Source organism: Salinicola rhizosphaerae, from assembly GCF_014652715.1.
Taxonomy (GTDB): Bacteria; Pseudomonadota; Gammaproteobacteria; order Pseudomonadales; family Halomonadaceae; genus Salinicola; species Salinicola rhizosphaerae.
The window spans coordinates 192,051-211,791 of sequence record NZ_BMZI01000008.1; the positions used below are offsets into that span (position 1 = coordinate 192,051).

General features: G+C 60.6%; 16 protein-coding genes. 5 read left to right on the forward strand and 11 right to left on the reverse strand.

The window, feature by feature from the left end; all coding sequences use genetic code 11:
• Positions 1-116: 116 nt before the first annotated feature.
• From IE125_RS17535 to IE125_RS17545, 3 genes are all read right to left on the reverse strand, one after another.
• Positions 117-1,484 (reverse strand): OmpP1/FadL family transporter, encoded by a 1,368-nt coding sequence (locus IE125_RS17535; protein WP_229809193.1) that lies wholly within the window; start codon positions 1,482-1,484, stop codon positions 117-119.
• An 84-nt stretch (positions 1,485-1,568) separates the two neighbouring features.
• Entirely contained in the window at positions 1,569-2,381 is an 813-nt protein-coding gene (locus IE125_RS17540; protein ID WP_189445968.1) for a transporter, read from the reverse strand.
• Between the two features lie 442 nt (positions 2,382-2,823).
• The gene (locus IE125_RS17545) at positions 2,824-3,312 is read right to left on the reverse strand and encodes a hypothetical protein (protein ID WP_189445969.1); all 489 of its coding nucleotides are present in this window, start codon (positions 3,310-3,312) and stop codon (positions 2,824-2,826) included.
• A 359-nt stretch (positions 3,313-3,671) separates the two neighbouring features.
• On the opposite strand from IE125_RS17545, the gene IE125_RS17550 reads away from it, so the two are divergent.
• On the forward strand, positions 3,672-4,436 hold the full coding sequence (locus IE125_RS17550) for a MipA/OmpV family protein (RefSeq protein ID WP_189445970.1): 765 nt from the start codon (positions 3,672-3,674) through the stop codon (positions 4,434-4,436).
• Between the two features lie 79 nt (positions 4,437-4,515).
• On the opposite strand, the gene nadA is transcribed toward IE125_RS17550, so the two are convergent.
• From nadA to polA, 3 genes are all read right to left on the reverse strand, one after another.
• The gene (gene nadA / locus IE125_RS17555; protein WP_189445971.1) at positions 4,516-5,571 is read right to left on the reverse strand and encodes a quinolinate synthase NadA; all 1,056 of its coding nucleotides are present in this window, start codon (positions 5,569-5,571) and stop codon (positions 4,516-4,518) included.
• Positions 5,572-5,690: 119 nt separating this feature from the next.
• Complete coding sequence (gnd, locus tag IE125_RS17560) at positions 5,691-7,106, reverse strand: NADP-dependent phosphogluconate dehydrogenase (RefSeq protein ID WP_189445972.1); 1,416 nt, start codon at positions 7,104-7,106, stop codon at positions 5,691-5,693.
• Between the two features lie 300 nt (positions 7,107-7,406).
• Positions 7,407-10,187, reverse strand: a complete 2,781-nt coding sequence (gene polA, locus IE125_RS17565) for a DNA polymerase I (RefSeq protein ID WP_189445973.1) — start codon at positions 10,185-10,187, stop codon at positions 7,407-7,409.
• A gap of 220 nt (positions 10,188-10,407) precedes the next feature.
• Here polA and IE125_RS17570 point away from each other — a divergent pair, with 220 nt between their 5' ends.
• From IE125_RS17570 to speA, 3 genes are all read left to right on the forward strand, one after another.
• The gene (locus tag IE125_RS17570; RefSeq protein WP_189445974.1) at positions 10,408-10,713 is read left to right on the forward strand and encodes a DUF2782 domain-containing protein; all 306 of its coding nucleotides are present in this window, start codon (positions 10,408-10,410) and stop codon (positions 10,711-10,713) included.
• A 151-nt stretch (positions 10,714-10,864) separates the two neighbouring features.
• Positions 10,865-11,812 carry a homoserine kinase gene (locus tag IE125_RS17575; RefSeq protein WP_189445975.1) on the forward strand — a complete coding sequence of 316 codons (948 nt, stop codon included), beginning with the start codon at positions 10,865-10,867 and terminating at the stop codon, positions 11,810-11,812.
• Between the two features lie 217 nt (positions 11,813-12,029).
• Positions 12,030-13,937 carry a biosynthetic arginine decarboxylase gene (gene speA, locus IE125_RS17580; protein ID WP_189445976.1) on the forward strand — a complete coding sequence of 636 codons (1,908 nt, stop codon included), beginning with the start codon at positions 12,030-12,032 and terminating at the stop codon, positions 13,935-13,937.
• A 201-nt stretch (positions 13,938-14,138) separates the two neighbouring features.
• On the opposite strand, the gene IE125_RS17585 is transcribed toward speA, so the two are convergent.
• Both IE125_RS17585 and thpD read right to left on the reverse strand, forming a co-directional pair.
• The gene (locus IE125_RS17585) at positions 14,139-14,804 is read right to left on the reverse strand and encodes a fumarylacetoacetate hydrolase family protein (protein WP_229809194.1); all 666 of its coding nucleotides are present in this window, start codon (positions 14,802-14,804) and stop codon (positions 14,139-14,141) included.
• Positions 14,805-14,943: 139 nt separating this feature from the next.
• On the reverse strand, positions 14,944-15,891 hold the full coding sequence (gene thpD, locus IE125_RS17590) for an ectoine hydroxylase (protein ID WP_189445978.1): 948 nt from the start codon (positions 15,889-15,891) through the stop codon (positions 14,944-14,946).
• A 413-nt stretch (positions 15,892-16,304) separates the two neighbouring features.
• On the opposite strand from thpD, the gene IE125_RS17595 reads away from it, so the two are divergent.
• Positions 16,305-16,490, forward strand: coding sequence for a hypothetical protein (locus tag IE125_RS17595; protein ID WP_189445979.1), 186 nt, complete (start codon positions 16,305-16,307; stop codon positions 16,488-16,490).
• Between the two features lie 134 nt (positions 16,491-16,624).
• Here the strand turns inward: IE125_RS17595 and IE125_RS17600 are convergent, their stop codons facing one another.
• From IE125_RS17600 to IE125_RS17610, 3 genes are all read right to left on the reverse strand, one after another.
• Positions 16,625-16,930, reverse strand: coding sequence for a hypothetical protein (locus IE125_RS17600; RefSeq protein WP_189445980.1), 306 nt, complete (start codon positions 16,928-16,930; stop codon positions 16,625-16,627).
• 818 nt (positions 16,931-17,748) lie between these two features.
• A complete protein-coding gene (locus tag IE125_RS17605; RefSeq protein WP_189445981.1) occupies positions 17,749-18,381 on the reverse strand; it encodes a hypothetical protein in 633 nt (210 codons plus the stop codon).
• 575 nt (positions 18,382-18,956) lie between these two features.
• On the reverse strand, positions 18,957-19,718 hold the full coding sequence (locus IE125_RS17610; RefSeq protein ID WP_189445982.1) for a DNA adenine methylase: 762 nt from the start codon (positions 19,716-19,718) through the stop codon (positions 18,957-18,959).
• Between the last annotated feature and the right edge of the window lie 23 nt (positions 19,719-19,741).

The following is a 19,741-nucleotide window of genomic DNA, read 5'->3' on the forward strand; positions in this document are numbered from 1 at the left end:
ACCGGCCTCTCCTGCTCTTGCGTTAACGGTTCACCGTTTCTGTCGTTGTCGTTCATGGTCACGCCCCGATTCGCGTCGGGATCTTGTTTCACGCTGACGCCGGGCCGGGCCCACCATCAGAACGTCCACCTCACGCCGCCGCCGATCACGTGGAGATATGCGCTGGAATACTCGCCACTGACGCGACGGCCGGAGAGATTCTGGGTCTGGTCGACATCCATGTCGCCGAGGTAGACGAAGGTGTAGTTGAGGGTGAGATCGAGACTCTCGTCCCAGCGGTAATTGAGCCCGGTCGCGAGCCGCCAGGCTTCGTTCATCGGGTTGTCGAGGGTGCGGTCGGCGTCTTTCACCGCCGAGCTGTCGTAGGCAATGCCCAGGTTCCAGCGCAGGTCACGGTGAATCTGGCGCTGGGCGCCGAGCGAGACGTGCCAGGTGTCCTGATAGTGGCGATCCGCTCGTGCCGAGGCACTGCCCGGCGCGGCGTCGAGCTCTACGGCGACATCGCCGAACTCCGACCAGTTCTGCCAGCCGATACTGCCCATGACGGCCCACTCGTCGCTGATGCGATGGAAAACACTCGCCGTCACCGTCTCGGGGATCCGCAGCCCCAAACCGACACGATTGATCGCGATCTGCTCAATGGCCGTGTCCAGGGCTGGATTGTCGATCCCACGAAAATCCGGCCGGTCCTCGAAATCGAGATCGACCTTGCTGGTGTAGGCGATGCCGAAACGGGTGAATTCGTCCAGTTCGTAAAGCGCACCAAAATTCCAGCCCCAGGCGGTATCGTGATCTTCATATTCCATCTGGCCATCGGCGTAGCCGCTCGCCCCGCCGACGTTGTTGTTCACCGCGGATTCGGTGCGGTAATTGCCGTAGACGAGCCGCGGCCCGATACCGAGCGAGAGCTGCGGCGTGAGACGGTAGGCAAAGGTAGGTTGCAGCGAGGCGGCAACGATGGAGGTTTCCTGCACCACGTAGCGCCCGGCCCAGTCGTTGTCGTAATCGAGCCCCAGGCCGAAGTTGCCGTAAAGGCCAAGGCCAATGGCGGAGCGTTCATCCAGCTGATGGCTGATGAATAGACTCGGGCCGGGCGTCGGCACCATGGCGTTATCGCCATCGCCGCCGCTGGTCGTCGTGTTGCCATCCGGATCGAAATCGATGCGCCCGACGATCAGCTGCCCGCCCACGTAGAGCTGATTGCCGGTCAGCCGGACGATGCCGGCAGGATTGGTCATCATCACGCTGGGATCCATCGCGCGAGCAGCGGCACCGGCATTGGCGAGACCGCTGTCTTCCTGGCCAGCTTCGTAGAGCAAAATGCCGCCGGCTTCGGCGACTGCGCTGTAACCTGTCAGCGCGCCACTTCCGATCAGCGCTATGACCAAGGCCCGTGGAAAGCGAACGTCCTGGCGGCCAGACGACTCGGGCGCTGACGAGCTCGCCCGCCGCGAGCCCCACCCCATGATCCGAGCGTGATCCATGTCCCCTGCCCCGCTTCTATGAGAGGTTCTTTATTGGTGAGAGATGCTTTGTTTACGAGAAATGCTTTGTCTATGAGCAGCTCTTTACTGTGGAAACAGCAACGTGGCGATGAGGCGCACGCCCCAGCCTTCCGGCCCGCTTTCGGGCTGCTCCGCCCAGTAGCGAATGCCGCCGCCGAAGCTAACCGGTTGCGCGCCGAGCGACGTCAGTTTGGTGACGAAGGCGTTGATCGGCACCGACCATTGGCTGGCTTCCCAGTCGTAGGTCGATTCGGTGTTCATGCCGTAGGTCCAGGCATCGGCCGTGGTGTAGGAGGCAAACGGCTGCACAAAGGTGCTGTTGATATCGGGACGACCGCTCTCTCCGGCGACATCCCAGATATGGTTGGCGAGCAGGCCGGTCGTCCAGGGACCTGACTGACGCAGCACGACACCGGTCGGCCCCGCGCCCCATTTGTCGCTGCCGAGGGTATTTTCACTGGCGGTGGGCAGCAGAAACACGGGGCCGGCGCCCCAGATCAGACCGGAGGCCGTCGGCGCCTTGGGCGAGAAGAACAGGCTCTGCACCACGTCGCCGGTGCCGAACTGGCTACCCTGGCCGGGAACGACATCGTCCTGACTGACGATCGGCAGGATGGTGCGACTGATCAGGTTCCAGTCTCGGGAAATACCGAAGGGAATGACCGGCTGGATATTGAGCAGGAAGCGCTCGCCGCGTCCGTCGCTTCCCAGATCCTCGTCATAGTTCAGTTGGAAAGGCACGCTGATCAAATTGGCGACAGGATTGGAGAGCTGTTTGGCAAGGTCGGCATCATCGGCAGCGAAAGCCGCACCACCGGCAAACAGCAGCAGTGGCAGAACCGCGCGGCCTATGACAGAAGCGGTCGTGGATAGCATGGCGTTCCCTTCAAAGAAGCGGCCGCCGAATTGAAATTAAGAGCTCTAGAAATGATCCAATGCGTCGGCGGCTATTCATTTATGAACAGCGCCCACGACGTTAGCAAATGCCGCTTTGAAATATTTTGTATTGATGCCTACCAGTAACATTTCACAATCAAAAATAGTGGCTAATAATATTTAAACATTACGCACAAACCCGAACAATTTCAAAGCTCACACAAAAACACATAGAACCGAACCTCACCAAAAACCTCCCCGCTTCAACAATCAGCTTTGAAAACCATCGCTACCCAACCACCCCGAATTAAAATTCATTCAATAGACTACAGAAAGCATGATCTCATCCAAAAGTTTGATAAACCCACTTTTCTCGGCACACTAAAAAGTAAAGGCCGCTAAAATTTAGCGGCCTTTATTGCTTATCGAATTACCGTCATCTTTATGGATCGATCCGCATCATCACCATCTGTGCGCCACGATCGTTCTCGAAGCTCTTCAACGTCAGCACCGGGCTTCCGGAACTCCCCCGGAAATCGATGGCGCCATCTTCAGCTGGGGCAGAAGCCCAGCTCGACCCAAGGCACTGCCCGATGCCATCGGTGGCCGCTTCCAGTTGCGACTCCCCCGCGTCGGATTCGACGCGCCCAGAGCAGGTGTAATAAGTTGGCCCGCTAGCGGAAACGATTGAGCAGGCGTTGTTAAAGGCCTGGGTCGAGGTATTCCAGATCTGGCCGTAACGCGTCGTCCGAGAGCCACGTTTGATATCATCGAACCCGTTATCCGCACTAGCGATTGCCTTTTTCAAGTCATCGCAGTTCAGATACGTGGTGACCGAATCCTGAACCGGACCGCCGCTGGCGCAAGCTCCTAGCATCAGCAATGTGGCGCCGCCCAGCAGACCTTTTCCTATCATCGACGTTTGTCGCATATTACCCCCTTCCCTTGAATCACTACTGCCCATCAACCGCGGCCGCCATGTGTAACGACCCCGACCATTACCATTCCAACACTGTACTGCTTAATATTTACTGGCCAATGATTTATTGGCCAATTTTTTGCCAGCCAATGTGGCACGGACATCCGATCAAGATTGTAGTCGTCTCAGAGTAGGTCAGCGGTATGGCGACGGGAAGGTGGATTCAGCGAATGATTGCCGCTCGAGAGCAGCATGCACTTTCCGGTCAGGCACCCGCTGGCAAAAGAGGCAGAAAACTGGCGTTCTGGACAGCCGCCCAGTATGGTCTGACTCCTCAGAAAGCCGGGATTTCCGACTCAAGGACGAATGGCATGCCATCCAGGTTCTGTTTTTCAATGATGGGCGTTATCGGTCTTCTCGCATCGGCAACGGTGCAAGCGGCACAGCCGCAATGGGAAGGATCGATTGGCGGCGGCGCGGCCTACTGGCCGAAGTACACGGGCAGCGATGAATATCGCACGACACCCTGGCCCACTTTCGATATCACCTATGGCGATACTTTTTTTGCCAGCCTGCAGGACGGCATCGGCTGGAACATCGTCAAGCAGGACAAGTGGCGCGTCGCCCCGTTTATCGGCTACGCCTTCGGTCGCGATGATCGCGGAGATATCGATGAACTCGACAAGGTCGACGATAGCCTCACCGGTGGTCTGCGCGTCAACTACGACGATGGCCACTGGCGCTATAGCGCGTCCGCGCAAACGCCGTTCACCGGCGACCTCGATGGCTATCGGCTTAGATTCAAGACCGACTACGTGACGCGGGTCGGCGAGCGCGCGGCATTTACCATCGGCCCGCGCTTCACCTATACCAGTGAGAGGTGGGCGGATGACCTGTTCGGCGTATCTAAACGGGAGAGCCAACGCTCCGGTATCGACGCCTACGATCCGAGTGGCAGCTACTTCTCTGCCGGGCTGGATACGACCTACAGCTACTATCTAACCCACCAACTCTCAGTCACGGGACTACTCGGCATGACCCAGCTGACCGGCGACGCAGCCGACAGCCCGATCGTCGATGACCTGGGCGATTCGACCCAGTGGCGAGCTGGCGCGTTCATCAACTACCACTTCTAGGCGGAATCGTCGCGACACACCGGCGCCCGCCTCGGTATCGACCGGGCGGGCGCTATGCCGTTCTCTCGAGGCAGACAGCTCAGCGCCGCTTGAGCTCGGCGCCGAAGTCGAGCATGCGATTCAGCGGGACCAGTGCGCGCTCGGCGATAGCGGGGTCGACATGAATTTCCTGACCGCAGCCGTTGGCGTCTTTCAGCACCACCAGCGTGTTCTCCAGCCCGTTCATCGCCATCCACGGACAGCTCGCGCAGCTACGGCAGGTCGCGCCGTTGCCGGCGGTAGGGGCGGCCATGAAGATCTTATCCGGCATCAGCTGCTGCATCTTGTAGAAGATGCCGCGGTCGGTGGCGACGATGAACTCGGGATTGTCGAGCTTCTGCGCCGCGGCGATGAGCTGCGAGGTGGAGCCGACGACATCGGCGATCTCGACCACCGAAGCAGGCGATTCCGGGTGCACCAGTACGGCGGCTTGCGGATGCAGCGCCTTGAGATCTAAAAGCCCCTTCGCCTGGAACTCGTCATGGACGATGCACTCGCCGTCCCAGCAGAGCACGTCGGCCCCCGTCTTGTCGCGAACATAGGCGCCGAGGTGGCGATCCGGTGCCCACAGGATCTTTTCTCCCTGCCGATCCAGGTAGTCGATCAGCTCGACCGCGATCGACGAAGTCACGACCCAGTCGGCGCGGGCCTTCACCGCGGCCGAGGTATTGGCGTAGACCACCACGGTGCGCTCGGGATGCTGATCACAGAATGCCGCGAAGGCGTCCGCCGGGCAGCCGATATCGAGCGAGCAGGTCGCCTCGAGTGTCGGCATGAACACGCGCTTTTCCGGGCTCAGGATCTTGGCGGTCTCGCCCATGAAACGCACGCCGGCGACGATCAGCGTCGTCGCCGGATGATCCTTGCCGAAGCGAGCCATCTCCAGTGAATCGGCCACGCAACCGCCGGTCGCTTCCGCCAGCGCCTGGATTTCCGGGTCGGTGTAGTAATGCGCGACCAGCACGGCGTTGCGGGCTTTCAGCTGCTCGGCAATGCGCGCCCGATAATGGGCTCGCGCCTCTTCGTCCAATATCGGCTGGGTCGATGCCGTGTTGGCCAGATGCTCGCGCACTCGATCCCGATCCAACTGCGTCATGACGATTCTCCGCCCAAGTCATCGATATTCAGAAAGCCCTGAAACAAGATCGGCCAGCCTATCAGAGGCTGGCCGATCCCGGGCCGATCAAGACCAAGGTCTAAGACAGACGGTCAGGTTCAGTCGGCGAGCCACTCGGTGTGAAAGACCCCTTCCTGATCGACACGCTTGTAGGTGTGCGCGCCGAAGAAGTCACGCTGAGCCTGGATCAGGTTGGCCGGCAGCTTCTCGGCTCGGTAGCTGTCGTAGTAGGCGATCGCCGAGGAGAACGTCGGTACCGGAATGCCGTTCTGTACCGCATGAGCGATCACATCGCGCAGCGCCGATTGGTAGTTGCCGGCGATCTCGCCGAAGTACGGCGCCATCAGCAGATTCTTGAGCTCGGGATTCTCTTGATAGGCGTCGGTGATCTTCTGCAGGAAGCGAGCGCGGATGATGCAGCCGGCGCGGAACAGTTTGGCGATCTCGCCGTAGTCGAGGTTCCAGTCGTACTGCTCGGAGGCGGCGCGCATCTGGGCGAAGCCTTGAGCGTAGGAAGCGATCTTGCTGAAGAACAGCGCCTTGCGCACCTTTTCGATGAATGCCTGCTTGTCGCCCTGGAGCGGTGTTTCTGAGGGGCCCTTTAGCACCTTGGAAGCTGCCACGCGCTCATCTTTCAGCGACGAGATGAAGCGAGCGAAGACCGACTCGGTGATCAGCGGCAGGGGCACGCCGAGATCGAGTGCGCTCTTGCTGGTCCACTTGCCGGTGCCCTTCTGGCCAGCGGCGTCGAGGATGATGTCGACCACGTCGTGATCGCTCTTGTCATCCTTCTTGGTGAAGATCTTGGCGGTGATGTCGATCAGATAGCTGTCGAGTTCGCCCTCGTTCCACTCGCTGAAGACCTCGGCCAGTTCAGCGTTGGAGAGCCCGAGCGAGCCTTTCAGGATCGAATAGGCTTCGGCGATCAGCTGCATGTCGCCGTACTCGATACCGTTATGGACCATCTTGACGTAGTGGCCGGCGCCATCCGGCCCCACGTAGGCGACGCAGGGCTCGCCGTCATCGGCGCGCGCGGCGATCTTCTCGAGAATCGGCGCGACCATGTCGTAGGCTTCCTTCTGCCCGCCGGGCATGATCGAGGGGCCTTTCAGCGCGCCCTCCTCGCCACCGGAAACGCCAGTGCCGATGAAGTTGAAGCCGGCGTCCGACAGCTCCTTGTTACGCCGAATGGTGTCCTCGTAGGGGGTATTGCCGCCATCGATGAGGATATCGCCCTCGTCGAGATGCGGCGCCAGCGAAGCGATGGTCTTGTCGGTGGCATCGCCCGCCTTGACCATCAGCAGAATGCGGCGCGGGGTTTCCAGCGAGGCGACGAACTCCTCGACGCTATAGAACGGCTTGAGCTTGCTGTCCGGGTTCTCCGCCATCACCTCGTCGGTTTTCTCGCGGGTACGGTTGAAGATCGACACCGTGTAGTCGCGGCTTTCGATGTTGAGTGCGAGATTGCGCCCCATGACGGCCATGCCGACGACGCCGATTTGCTGTTTGGCCATTGACCATGCTCCTTGCAGAAAAAAAGCCGTTATCCGGCGATAGACGGTAATCAGTGACACCAGTGTAAGGCAGAGACTGCCATCCGCCGAATCTTGGCGGTTTTCCGTTGTAATGCATCAGGGTGGAAGCGCCGAAACCATCGTCGAGATAAGACGCCATCGGATCGAGCTGAAAAGTCGGCGAGCGAGGCTCAAACAAGGCAAAAAATGGCGAAAGCCCGGAGTTTACAGGGTGTAAGTGAGGAGCTTGAGCCATTTTTTAACGCCGTGTGAGCGAGCGCAGCCAATTTTCAGCCGAGCCTAGTGCGCCTCGTCCCAATTGGCCCCACTATTGGCCTCGACGATCAGCGGTACGTTGAGCGTGGCCGCGTTCTGCATCCGCTCGCGGACCGCACCGATGAAGTCATCGACCTGTTGCGCCTCGATCTCGAAAACCAGTTCGTCGTGAACCTGCATGACCATCCACGCATCGAATTCGGCCTTGCCCTTGGCCGGGTTGAGCCAGTGGTGCACGTCGATCATCGCGAGCTTGATGATATCCGCGGCGGTGCCCTGCATCGGCGCATTGATGGCGGTACGCTCGGCGGCCTGGCGCCGCGCGTGATTCTGCGCCTTGATCTCCGGCAGGTAGAGCCGCCGGCCGAACACGGTTTCCACATAACCGTCGTCAGCGGCCTGGGCGCGAATGCGGTCCATGAACTGCGCCACGCCCGGATAGCGATCGAAGTAACGGTCGATATAGACCTTGGCCTGCTTGGCGTCGATATGCAGCTGTTTGGAGAGCCCCCAGGAGCTCATGCCGTAGATCAGCCCGAAGTTGATCGCCTTGGCGCTGCGGCGCTGGTCGGTGGTGACCTTGTCCAGCGCCACGCCGAAAACTTCGGCCGCAGTGGCGGCGTGGATATCGCGGTCGTTAGCGAAAGCATCCAGCAGGCCCTTGTCGTCGGAGAGATGCGCCATGATGCGCAGCTCGATCTGCGAGTAATCAGCGGCGACGATGCGATACCCCTCGCGGGCCACGAACGCCTGGCGGATCTTGCGCCCCTCGTCGGTGCGAATCGGGATGTTCTGCAGATTGGGGTCGCTCGAAGAGAGGCGGCCGGTTGCCGTCACCGCCTGGTGATAGCTGGTGTGCAGCCGGTTGGTCGCCGGGTTGACCAGACGCGGCAGCTTGTCGGTGTAGGTCGACTTGAGCTTGGTCATGCCGCGATGCGACATGATCAGCTTGGGCAGCGGATAATCCAGCGCCAGCTCTTCGAGCACGGCTTCGGCGGTGCTCGGTGCGCCCTTGGGCGTTTTCTTGATCACCGGAATCTTCTGCTCCTCGAACAGAATCTCCGCGAGCTGCTTGGGCGAGCCGAGGTTGAACTCCTTGCCGGCAAGTTCGAACGCCTCGGTCTCGAGTTCACGAATTCGCGTCTCGAGCTCCTGGCTCTGGGTATGCAGGCGCTTGGCATCCAGTGCCACGCCGTTGCGCTCCATGTGTGACAACACCGGAATCAGCGGGCGTTCGAGCGTGTCGAGCACTTCAGCCAGGCGGCCGGTATCGTCGAGCTTCGGGCGCAGTTCGCGGTGCAGGCGCAGCGTGATGTCGACATCCTCGCAGGCGTAAGGCACCGCCTCTTCCAGCGCGATCTGATTGAAGGTGAGCTGCTTGGCGCCCTTGCCGGCGATATCCTGAAAGCTGATGGTTTTCTCGCCGAGATACTTGAGCGCCAGCGAATCCATGTCGTGACGCGTCGCGGTCGAGTTGAGCACGTATGACTCGAGCATGGTGTCGTCGAGCGCGCCTGCCACGCGGATGTCGTAGTTCGCCAGCACCGAGATGTCGTACTTGAGGTTCTGGCCGATCTTGCCGAGCTTAGGGTCTTCTAGCAGCGGCTTGAGCGCCGCCAGCACGTCCGACCGGTCCAGCTGGGCCGGCGCATCCAGGTAGTCATGCCCGACGGGAATATAGGCCGCCTCGTGCGGCTCGATGGCAATGCCGATGCCGACGATCTCGGCTTCCATGTAATTGAGGCTGGTCGTTTCCAGATCGAAGCAGAAAAGATCGGTTTTCTCGAGCCGTTTCAGCCAGTCATCGAACTCGGCCTGCGTGAGCACGGTATGATCGGTGCGCTCGGGCTTGGTCAGCGCCGGATCTTCATCGACATCGCCACCCTCCAGCGATTCGCCCGTACCAACGTCGTCGACGCCCTCGTCCTTGCCCTCGAGCAGCTCGGCCAGCCAGTTCTTGAACTCGAGCTGGGTGTAGAGCGCCTTCAGCGCTTCGCGGTCGGGCTCGGCCAGATGCAGGTCATCGAGACCGACGGGCAGCTCGCAGTCGGTCTTGATCGTCGCCAGCTGATAGGAGAGATAGGCCTGTTCACGGTTGGCTTCGAGCTTCTTGGGCATCGTCTTGGCGCCGCGAAAGCCGAGCGTCGTGACTTTCTCCAGATCGGCATAGATCGCATCCAGCCCGCCGCCCACACCCTGCAACAAGCCCAGCGCGGTCTTCTCGCCCACACCGGGCACGCCGGGAATGTTGTCGACCTTGTCACCCATCAGGGCGAGGTAATCGATGATCAGCTCGGGCGGGATGCCGAATTTCTCCTCGACGCCGGCGATGTCGAGGGTCTCGCTCTTCATGGTGTTGACCAGCGTGATGTGCGCGTTGACCAGCTGCGCCATATCCTTGTCGCCGGTCGAGATCACCGCATCTCGGCCGGACTCCGTGGCAAGCCGCGCCAGCGTGCCGATGACGTCGTCCGCCTCGACACCTTCGATGCACAAAAGCGGCAGGCCGAGCGCGCGGACGCACTCATGCAGCGGCTCGACCTGGGGGCGCAGATCATCCGGCATCGGCGGGCGATGCGCCTTGTACTCGGCGTAGATCTCGTCGCGAAAGGTCTTGCCCTTGGCGTCGAACACCACCGCCATGGGGCTTTGCGGATACTGCTTGATCAGGCTCTTGAGCATCGACAGCACGCCACGCACGGCACCGGTCGGCTGGCCGCTCGAGGTGGAAAGCGGCGGCAATGCGTGGAAGGCGCGGTAGAGATAAGACGATCCGTCGACGAGGACGATGGGGGCATCTGCCATGTGCGCGAGCATCCGTAGCTGACTTTCGATGCGCTCATGATACGCAAGCGGCCGCGCCGAGTCAGGGAATCCGCACGCCGGCACACGCACCGGGCGTCAGCGCCGCGCCGCCGGACGCATCGACATCGATACGATGCGCCACCGATGTCGATGCGCGCGCCGACGCGTTACACTGAGCCACAAGACGGCACCGGAACCGGGCGGGAACAAGGAGTCTTCGATGTCACGACTCAAGCTAGCGGCCAGACGCTTCGTGGCCGCGCTGCTCGCACTCGGCGCTCTGTCACCGCTCGCCCTGGCGCAGCCGGCAGTGCAGCCGGAGATCACCTCGCAGCGCGACGCCCAGCACACGATCGACGAGTATCGCGTCAATGGAGAGCTCTACGCGATACGCGTCTCGCCGCGCCACGGTGATGGCAAGTCGGACGAGATCTACTTTCTTTACGACGACGATGGTGACGGCGACTTCAAGCGGGTCGATGCGCCCAGCGTACCGATACCGGACTGGGTGCAGAGCGAGCGATAGCGTCGACGCGCCACGGTCATGAAAACCTGTCGGTGAGGGTCCCGGCATTAGGAGCGCGACACGCAAGCCGCTACAATGCGCGCTGACGTTTCGACCTTGACGTTTTCACCCCAGACATTCGCTCCTGATTCGAGAGTCCGATTCCGAACTTATGGCCGTATTCACTCCCCTGAGCGACGCCCAGGTCGCCGAGTTCCTCGAACGTTTCAACGTGGGCAACCTGCGCTCGCTCAAGGGCGTGCCGCACGGCACCGAGAACAGCACGTTCTTCGTCACCACCGAGCGCGGCGAATGGGTGCTGACGCTGTTCGAACAGGGGGAGTTCGAGGACCTGCCCTTCTTCGTCGATCTGCTCGACTATCTGGATGCCCACGATCTGCCGGTGCCGGGCCCGATTCATGACCGTCAGGGCGTTGCACTGCAGCGTCTGGCCGGCCGGCCGGCGCTACTCTTTCCGCGAATGCCCGGCGCGCACCCGAGCGCGCCCAATTTGGCACAGTGCGCGGCACTCGGCGATGCCCTCGGGCGGATGCACCTCGTCTCGCAGCGATTTCAGGGCAGCCGCGCCAACCCGCGCGACCTCGACTGGCTCAATCGCCGTCATCTCGAGGTGCTGGCGTTTCTCGACGATGCTGACCGCGCTCTGATGCAGGCGGAGATCGCCGACTACACGCTCGCCTTCGAGGGCATCTCACTGCCGCGCGGCGCCATTCATGGTGACCTGTTTCGCGATAATACGCTGTACGAGGGTGACCGCCTCGGCGGCATCATCGACTTCTACAACGGCTGCACGGGCGAACTGCTGTTCGATCTCGCCATCGTGATCAACGACTGGGCAAGCGACGAGGATGGCAAGCTGAATGCCGAGCGCTATTCGGCGATTCTCGGCGCCTATGTCAAGCATCGCCCGCTAGACGCCTATGAGCGACGGCTGTGGTCGACGATGCTGCGCATGACGGCGCTGCGCTACTGGCTCTCGCGGCTGCTGGTCATTCATGTCGACCCGCCGGCACACGACATTACGCCGCACGACCCGGCGCGTTTCCGGCTGCTGCTGGGCCGGCGCCTCAATGCCGAAATTCCGCCGCTGCCCGCGTAATGCCAACCCTCCCGCGGTTTTATCTCTTGTGGCTTTCGGCGAGTTTGATTCGCGGCAGCCGGCGTTGCGTCGGCAATCGCGGTTTCTCGTGGAATTCATGGTCGTGGACGCCTGGCGGCGGCATAATGCGCGCCATCGCGCCCCGGCCATTCATCGACCTTCTTTGACCTGTCACGCCGGGGCGGGGATTTACCCTGCCGGCTGATCGGAGAGCGCAATGACCAACCCCACCCCTGCCGCACAGGCCCGTCGCACCTACAACATCGATCAGTGGGGCAGCGGCTATTTCGACGTCGACGATCAGGGCCGCGCCTTGGTACGCCCGCTCGGTACCGAAGTGCCCGGCCCGACGCTGGTACTCGACACGCTCGTCGACAGGCTGCGCGATGCCGGGCTGCGCCTGCCCGTACTGGTGCGCTTCATCGACATTCTTCATGACCGGGTCGAACAGCTCTGTCTCGCCTTCGATCAGGCCATGCGCGAAGAGAAATACCAGGGCAATTACACCGCGGTCTATCCGATCAAGGTCAACCAGCAGCGCCGCGTGGTCGAAGAGATCCTCGCCACCCAAGAGCGCGGCCACGGCCGGGTCGGCCTGGAAGCCGGCAGCAAGCCGGAGCTGATGGCGGTACTCGCCCTCTCCGGCGATGCGCCCTCGCTGATCGTCTGCAATGGTTACAAGGACCGCGAGTACATCCGACTTGCGTTGATGGGCGAAAAGCTCGGCCACAAGGTCTATCTGGTGGTGGAGAAGTTCTCCGAGCTGAATCTGATTCTCGAAGAGGCCGCGAAGCTCGACGTCAAACCGCGCGTCGGCGTGCGTGCCCGCCTCTCCTCCGTCGGCAAGGGCAAATGGCAGGACAGCGGCGGCGAGAAGTCGAAGTTCGGCCTGACCGCCGGTCAGATTCTGGCCATCGCCGAGCGTATGCGCGAGGCCGGTGCGCTGGAGAGCCTGCAGCTCGTGCACTTCCATCTCGGTTCGCAGATCGCCAATATTCGCGACATCCAGCGCGGTCTGCGCGAGTGCGCCCGTTTCTACCACAGCCTGCGCGCGGTCGGCGCCCCGGTGGATACGGTCGATGTCGGCGGCGGTCTCGGCGTCGACTATGAAGGCACGCGCTCGCGCAGCTTCTGCTCGATCAACTATTCGATGCGCGAATACGCGAGCAACGTGGTGTGGGCGTTCCGGCAGATCTGCGAAACTCACGACCTGCCGCACCCGCAGATCATCTCCGAATCCGGACGCGCGCTCACCGCCCATCACGCCGTACTGGTCACCAATGTGATCGGCGAAGAGCGTATCGGCCACCTCGAACCCGAGCGACAGACCGAAGGCGACGCCCATGTCGACGAGCTGTGGCGCGTCTACGACCGACTCGAGGGCATGCGCGAACCACGCGATCTGGTCGAGGCGTATCACGACGTCGTCCAGGCGCTCGGCGAACTGCAGGAGCGCTTCGTGCTGGGGCTAGCCGACATTCACGCTCGCGCCGAGGGTGAGTCGGTCTACTTCGCGGCCTGTCAGCGCCTGCAGGACCGGCTCGACGGTCGTAATCGTGCCCACCGCGAAATCGCCGACGAGCTGGCCGAAAAGCTCGCCGACAAGATCTTCGTCAACTTCTCGCTGTTTCAATCACTGCCGGACGTCTGGGGGATCGATCAGGTCTTCCCGGTGCTGCCGCTGACCGGACTGGAACGTGCGCCGACTCGCCGCGGCGTGATCCAGGACATCACCTGCGACTCCGATGGCAGGATCGACCTCTACGTCGACGGTCAGGGGCTCGAGTCCACCCTGCCGCTGCCGGAGTGGGAAGACGATGACGACAAGCTGCTGGGACTGTTCCTCGTTGGCGCCTATCAGGAGATTCTCGGCGATCTGCACAACCTGTTCGGCGACACCGACTCGGTCGACGTCGCGCTCGATGCCAACGGCGAATGGCAGCTCTCTCACGTGCAGCAGGGTGACGCGGTCGCCGACGTGCTCGGCTACGTCAACTTCGATGCCGAAGCGCTCAAGCGACAGCTCACCCAGCAACTCATCGCCAGCTCGCTCAGCGCGCAAGAGCGCGTCCAGTTCGTCGAGGAGATCGAAGCGGGCTTGAGCGGATATACGTATCTGGAGTGAGCCGCGAGCCGCGAGCCGCGAGCCGCGAGCCGCGAGCCGCGAGCCGCGAGCCGCGAGCCGCGAGCCGCGAAACTTAGTGTGAACTTGCGGCGAAGAAAAGGGCCAGCGATGTTGCTGGCCTTTTTCGTGGCTTATGGCTGCTGACTATCACACTCCGACCCGGCGCAGTCGACGCTCGAAGCTCGAAGCTCGAAGCTCAGATCATCTCGTCCGCGTGCCGACATCCAGGCCCAGCGACAGCGACATGCCCAGTACCGCGTTGCGCGGTAGCGCGCCCACGCCAGCCGGCGTGCCGGTGAGCAAAATGTCTCCCGGCTCCAGGGTGAACGTCTTGCTGACGTCCTCGATCATGGCTGCCACGCTGAACAGCATGTCGCTGGTATCGCCGGTCTGCTGACGCTTGCCGTCGATGTCCAGATGAAAGTTGATCGACTGCCAGTCGACGTCTTCGCCTTCGACGTGAACGAAGCGAGAGATCGGGCAAGCGCCATCGAACCCTTTCGCCCGCTCCCAGGGGTAACCCTGCTTCTTCAGGTCGGACTGCACGTCACGCAACGTCAGATCCAGCGCCAGCCCGGCACCGACGATCCCCTGCGTCGCCTCTTCGGCGGTCACGTTGCTCATGCGTTTGCCGATCAGTAGCGCCAGCTCCGTCTCGAAATGCACCTCACCATGGTCGAACTGCGCAGCGATCGGCTCTTCCAGCTCGACGGCAGCCGTCGAAGGCTTGATGAAAACGACCGGCGAATCGGGCACGGCGTTGTTCAGCTCTTTGGCATGATCGGCATAGTTACGACCGACGCAGACGATCTTGCCCAGTGTGAACTCGGATTCGCTGCCATCGATGAAGCGCGGGGTAAACGGCACGATAACTCTCCTGATGAAGGAATGAATGACGCTGAAATGAACCGACATAAAAAAGCCGCCAGGGAGGCGACTCTTCGAGTCTAGCCTCAATGGCGGCGCTTGGCACTGCTCGGGCGGCGGACAACCGCGAGATGGCGTGCTAGTGGGTGCCCTGAGTCGGCGTCCACACCTCATCTGGCTGATGCGCCAGGAACGACGGACGCGGGCGCTTGGCACCGAATGGCTGAACGCAGGCGTTGTCGCGACGGTTATAGACGAAGAAGGCGTTGCTTCTCGGGTCCGGCGACATATTCGCGTTGGAGCCGTGCAGCGCGTTGCAGTCGAACATCAGGAGGCCACCAGCCTGCCCGGTCGGCGCCTGAATGCCGTTGGCTTCGATCAGCTCGCGCAGCGCATCGTGACTTGGCACGCCCAGCTCCTGTTGCTTCAGCGACTGCTTGTGGTTGTCGTCCGGCGTCTCGCCCAGGCAATGGACGAAGACCTTGTGCGAGCCGGGAATCAACATCAGCGGCCCGTTGAACTCGTGGTTGTCGGTCAACACGATCGAGGCGCTCACCGCATTCATGCCGGGCATACCGTCTTCGGCGTGCCAGGTTTCGAAGTCCGAGTGCCAGTTGAAGCCTTTACCGTGGAAACCGGGCTTGTAGTTGATGCGCGACTGATGAACGTAAACATCGCCGCCGACGATCTGACGCGCGCGTCCCGCCATGCGTTCATCTTTGGCAAGCTGCTCGAAACGTCGCGACAGAAAGTGAACCGCGAACAGCGAACGGATTTCGTGGCTGTGGGGCTCGGTGATGGAGAAATCGCGGTCACGGAAATCGTCGCGAGCCAGCAGGGCCGCCAGCTCGGCACGCAGAGCCGCCACTTCTTCCTGACTCAGGAAATTGGGTTCGAACAGGAAGCCATTGCGCTCGAACTGGTCGAGCTGGTCGCCGCTCAGCGGGCCGTTCAAGTGACGGCCCTTAACGACCTCTTCCTGACGCGGTCGCCAGAGGGCTTCCTGCGGCTGGCGCAAACGTGTCGGATAGCGATCCTGCTTCGTCCACGTGCTCTGTACGTTGGGGGATGCGGTCTGTACTGACATCCAATCACCTCCAGGTTTGTGATCAGGGTTCAGATCCAGTCCTCGGCGTCACGCTGGCGAATATCGGTGACTCACTGCGTGCGCCTATTGGCGTTAGAAAAGGGTCAAAGGATCTCGTGATTACCTCGTTACCGGGTTCGGGAACTCCATCCTAGAAGAGGGCCTCGAAATTGCAACCATTCGCATTCAAGCGATCTCGGGCCCGCCTTCTTCGGGACGTGCCCACCGTGTCAGCCCAGACACGGCGCCGCCTTAACCCAAGTCAATACGCCTCTGAGGCATAAGTCGTGGATAGGTCGGTAACGACGAACAGAGTGTATCCAGGCGGTCATCGATCGTTCATACGTCGCGCGTATTCTCCGTGCAGCGACGACGGGCCACAGCGCCCGAGCACTCTCGAAAAGGAGAACGGGATGATTCGCGTCACACTGGATTTCAACTGCGCTGTCTGCGGCCACGATCAGTTCAACTTGCCGGTCAAGCGCGAGGACGGGCAACAGATACGCTGCGCCAACTGCACCGCTTACAAATGCCACACGCTCGACCTGGAGAGAGCGCTGGTCGCCATGCGCAGAGAACCACCGCGCACCGCCGCATGAAAGGGCGCGCGCTGGGTGGCGGTAAGCACTTCCCGAGTGATGGGCACCGTCAAGACAATGAATCCAGGTTCATCAGGCTATCTGGGTCGTTTCGAGAGAACTGCCACGCCATCAGCCACCGATTCGCTCACGCTCTACGCCTGATTGGCTTCGCCGCGCTTGCCTCTCTCTTCGCGAGCCGCCGGCGATGACGGCCGGGCTGCGCGAGTCTTCCAGCGCGACGGTTTGCCCCACTCCTGATAAGGAAGCATCGGGCGCACCGTCTGATCTTCGTAAAAGGAGCGAAACGGTTCCGGCAACAGCGGTGGCGCCGCTTTGGGTACATCGCCGAACTCGCAGCGGAAGTCGGCACAGCTCTCGGCCTCAATGCCATCGGCCACTGCCGTACCCAGACAGCAGACCAGGCACAGACTGGTCAGGACCACCTTACAAGGTGACATGGCAGCGTTCCCCCGCAGAGATTGGCAGCGCAATGAGTGACGGCGCTAGACACCGATAAGCTGCCCACTCGAAGTGTAAAGCCGGAAACCGGCGCCCGCCGTCTGAAAAGCGTCATACCGAAGGGGTGATGAAAGGCGGCACAGGGCTGGCGGATCTGCCCGTGTTGGGAGGGCGCCGAAAAGCCTTGCCGAGATCACGCAGTGGGCCCGCTAGCCCCCTCGTTACCGGTTTCTCCGCGCCCGAGTCCACGCCTACCGGTCAGGACACTCTGACCAGCGACACCCGGACCAGCGACACCTCCGACCAGCGAGCTCCCACCATTCGACAGGTCGTTTTCCGCTGAAGGCAGACACAAGCCTGTCATTGGCCAAGAAATTTCGCTCAAGCTAAGGGCAACGCTGTCGATAACCCATGTTACGAAATGTGTTTGACGTAAACGTTTCGCTTCATTCGTTTCTTGGCGCCCCTGCGCTCGCTTCGACCCGGCGTGAGAAGTCGCCTCATCAGGCTACCTCTCATGATCGGGTCGTTTTTTCTGCACTCGTTATTCTGTTGTCGAGACACAAAAAAACCGCCGTTGATGGGCGGTCTTTAATCGTCACAATTAACTGATACAAAAACGATTATTGCCTGGTGCCGGTGAGAGGATTCGAACCTCCGACCTACGCATTACGAATGCAAAAGTTAAGTCCCGCACCACGCCGAACACAGCCAATAAATTGATTAAATTCGGGACGTTATCGCCAAACTGACAAGTCATCGGTGGTCACTTTTTGGCACACCGCCTGTACCACTACTGCACCAGAGAAATGCTCCCCTATTCTACCTCTGGTGGCCGCTCATTAGAGGGCGTACTGACATCTAGACTATCTATTAGAAATCTAGACAGTCGCTGCTTAGCGCCATCCCGTTCTGACGGTGGTGTGAACGCGAAGAGGATAGCCGCGAGCAAGATGGCTGTGATGACACCTGCGAAGACACCGGAGAAACCATTTCCGATCCACTTCAAGACCGAAATGGGCTTCGTATCGAGGCTCGTTTGCCGAACCTTGTTTACAAAATCCCGCCGCTCAGAGGTCTTAGCCTTTTTGATGTCACTCTGGTGACTTTTCTTGAGCTTAGCTATCTCGGCGTCTCGATCATGCACCTTACGTTGAAGACTCTCGATCTCACGCACATGATCCTCAGCTAGCCTTCTCTCTAGCTCTGCTGCAAAGCCGTCGAGTGCACGATGCGCTCGCTCCCGATACTGCTCTTGCTCGCCTGGTGTAGATAGCAGATTGTCGTGGAAGGTTTGCAGAACTGAAGAGATTTCATCTTGACTAAGCCCCTGGCCTCGCTTATTGCAAGCAAGTTCATATTTAGCAGACTTATAAAGTGCGTATGCAACCAAATGCACAACGTTCTCTTTATCCTCAACTATCTCTTCGAAAACCCATCTTTTTTCCACAGCGCACCCGACACGAAAAAGCCCCCCGCTTGCGCAGGGGGCTTGAGAAATTTGACTTTATTAAGCTGTTGCAGCTCTGAGCGCCCTGGAGAAGGCCTCCTTCGCTTGGGCGTGATACTTCGAGCTTGCGGTTTTGGTCGTCCGTGAGGTGTTCTTCGCTGCAGCTGCAGTCGACATTTTATATGCGCCAACCACTTCGTCGAGTACAGCTCGGCGTTGCGTTGCAGACATCTCCTTCGCGGTCTTCCTGGATTGAGCCATGCTCTCCTCCTTAGATCTCGCGCGTACAGTATACGAATTTTTCGTTACCGCAACCTTTGGGCTAATTACTTTAGGCTATACGGGCAAGATTTGCATAGATTCGCATAAAAAGACCATCTCTACTAATCCCCATCGTCCCCAGTGCTGGCGCGGCTTCCGCTCTCTTGCAGAGGTGCATAATTTTCGACCCATTTAGCGCGCGGGCGGGGCGGGGTGCTGATCGCGCGGCTCGGGGGAAAACCAGTCACGGCTGAGCGACAGCCGAACGAAAGCGGCCGCCCGAGAGGGAGGCCGCTTGTGGTTGGATCTTTTGGTCAGCGGTTAGAGATGATCAGCTCACCACGTGCTTCCGTCGTCTGGCGACCTACGCTGTAGCGAAGCTGTGTCGTGTGGATATTCAGCCCATCGAACGCGGCTCGCATCTCTGGGATGTCGTTCACGCTGATGACTACCTGCCCTTTCGATCGCTTCGCGAACTCGGCCATGTGGTCATACTGCTCGAGACCGAAGTCGCGGCCGTAGCCAGCGGTTCCCCAGTACGGCGGATCCAGATAGAACAACGTCTGATCGCGATCGTACCGGCGTAGGCACTCCGACCAGTCCAGGTGCTCGATCCAGGTGCGAGCGAGACGAAGATGGGCATCGCTAAGCTCTTCCTCGATTCGCAGGAGATTGAAGCCTGGGGGTGCACTGACCTTAGCCCCAAAGGTCTGCCCGGAAACCTTTCCACCGAACGCCAGCTTCTGCAGGTAGAAGAATCGCGCGGCGCGCTGAATGTCGGTCAGATGCGCGGGATCGATCTCGCGCTGGGTGAGGTACTCCTCGCGGCTGACCAGCGCCCAGCGGAATTGCCGGACGAGCTCCTCCAGGTGGTGTTTGACGATCCGGTAGAGGTTGACCAGTTCGCCATGGGCGTCGTTGATCACCTCGACCGGGCTCGGCTCCTTCATGAAGTAGAGAGCGGCGCCGCCACAGAATGGCTCGACGTAGGTGTGGTGGGGCTGGAACAGCGGCAAGATCTGTTTCGCGAGACGACGCTTGCCGCCCATCCGCGGGAGAATCGGTTTCTGTGCCATCCTGATACCTGTCTATTTATACA

What these genes read in the sequence shown, in the direction of transcription:
- IE125_RS17535 (WP_229809193.1), bottom strand. Translation starts at nt 1,484, where the DNA reads ATGGATCACGCTCGGATCATGGGGTGGGGCTCGCGGCGGGCGAGCTCG.
- IE125_RS17540 (WP_189445968.1), bottom strand. Translation starts at nt 2,381, where the DNA reads ATGCTATCCACGACCGCTTCTGTCATAGGCCGCGCGGTTCTGCCACTG.
- IE125_RS17545 (WP_189445969.1), bottom strand. Translation starts at nt 3,312, where the DNA reads ATGCGACAAACGTCGATGATAGGAAAAGGTCTGCTGGGCGGCGCCACA.
- IE125_RS17550 (WP_189445970.1), top strand. Translation starts at nt 3,672, where the DNA reads ATGCCATCCAGGTTCTGTTTTTCAATGATGGGCGTTATCGGTCTTCTC.
- nadA (WP_189445971.1), bottom strand. Translation starts at nt 5,571, where the DNA reads ATGACGCAGTTGGATCGGGATCGAGTGCGCGAGCATCTGGCCAACACG.
- gnd (WP_189445972.1), bottom strand. Translation starts at nt 7,106, where the DNA reads ATGGCCAAACAGCAAATCGGCGTCGTCGGCATGGCCGTCATGGGGCGC.
- polA (WP_189445973.1), bottom strand. Translation starts at nt 10,187, where the DNA reads ATGGCAGATGCCCCCATCGTCCTCGTCGACGGATCGTCTTATCTCTAC.
- IE125_RS17570 (WP_189445974.1), top strand. Translation starts at nt 10,408, where the DNA reads ATGTCACGACTCAAGCTAGCGGCCAGACGCTTCGTGGCCGCGCTGCTC.
- IE125_RS17575 (WP_189445975.1), top strand. Translation starts at nt 10,865, where the DNA reads ATGGCCGTATTCACTCCCCTGAGCGACGCCCAGGTCGCCGAGTTCCTC.
- speA (WP_189445976.1), top strand. Translation starts at nt 12,030, where the DNA reads ATGACCAACCCCACCCCTGCCGCACAGGCCCGTCGCACCTACAACATC.
- thpD (WP_189445978.1), bottom strand. Translation starts at nt 15,891, where the DNA reads ATGTCAGTACAGACCGCATCCCCCAACGTACAGAGCACGTGGACGAAG.
- IE125_RS17595 (WP_189445979.1), top strand. Translation starts at nt 16,305, where the DNA reads ATGATTCGCGTCACACTGGATTTCAACTGCGCTGTCTGCGGCCACGAT.
- IE125_RS17600 (WP_189445980.1), bottom strand. Translation starts at nt 16,930, where the DNA reads ATGTCACCTTGTAAGGTGGTCCTGACCAGTCTGTGCCTGGTCTGCTGT.
- IE125_RS17610 (WP_189445982.1), bottom strand. Translation starts at nt 19,718, where the DNA reads ATGGCACAGAAACCGATTCTCCCGCGGATGGGCGGCAAGCGTCGTCTC.